Here is a 678-nt window from a genome sequence, read left to right as displayed (position 1 = left end):
GTTCGAGCGGGGGATTAGTCACCCACATGTTACGCAGATTCTGCAAAATCTCGGTCTTGATATCGACTTGTCCCTCGAACACATTGTCGATGGCATTTGTGTAATCCACGTAGTATGGATTAGCCGCTAGATATGGAGGCAGCAGAATACTGCGCGGGTAGCGATACCCAAGACGCCTGTTTTCTGTTGAGTCCGTCGAGGGCCAATCCACCTGATACTTATAGATTTCTTGATATGGCGTACTCATGTTTTACCCAATTTGCAGGCGGGTCGGATTTGTGTCGATGCGTTGCTGGCGTTCCGCGTAGAACACGTTGACTGTCAGCGAGCCGCCGACTGCCGGATCGATCGAGTTGTAACGAATCGGCCAGTTGCCCGACGCAGGAAGCGGAGGGACCGGAGTAACCGAGCCGTCGTCCGTCCACGTCAGGGGCTGGCCAGCATTGATCGTGGCCAGCAAGCCGAACCCATCATGCGAATCGCGACCCCAGATATGGTATTTACTTGCGTCATATACTGCGGGCCACGTGAGCGTAATAGATGCCGGTGCCTGAGCCTGTGTCACCTGCGGATAAACCCACGATGTTGGGTACCCAACGTCTCCGGTGCTTGCCATGTCCGTCGAGATGCCGTACGCGTACACAAGCTGACCCAGTGATCCGCCATTGTGGTTGATGG

Annotated in this window: 2 protein-coding genes; both read right to left on the bottom strand. The window is 54.9% G+C overall.

Annotated elements, in window-relative coordinates:
* Positions 1-247: hypothetical protein (locus AC1RPR_RS07975; RefSeq protein WP_481763430.1), on the bottom strand; the 247-nt coding region annotated here is incomplete at its 3' end.
* Positions 248-250: 3 nt separating this feature from the next.
* Positions 251-678, bottom strand: a 428-nt coding sequence (locus AC1RPR_RS07970) for a hypothetical protein (RefSeq protein WP_481763429.1), incomplete at its 5' end; no start/stop codon positions are given.

It is taken from the genome of Dellaglioa sp. CoH-57-MRSF-22 (genome assembly GCF_056781895.1).
The sequence above is the reverse complement of the archived record's forward strand: the minus strand, read 5'-3'. Positions and strand labels throughout refer to the sequence as shown.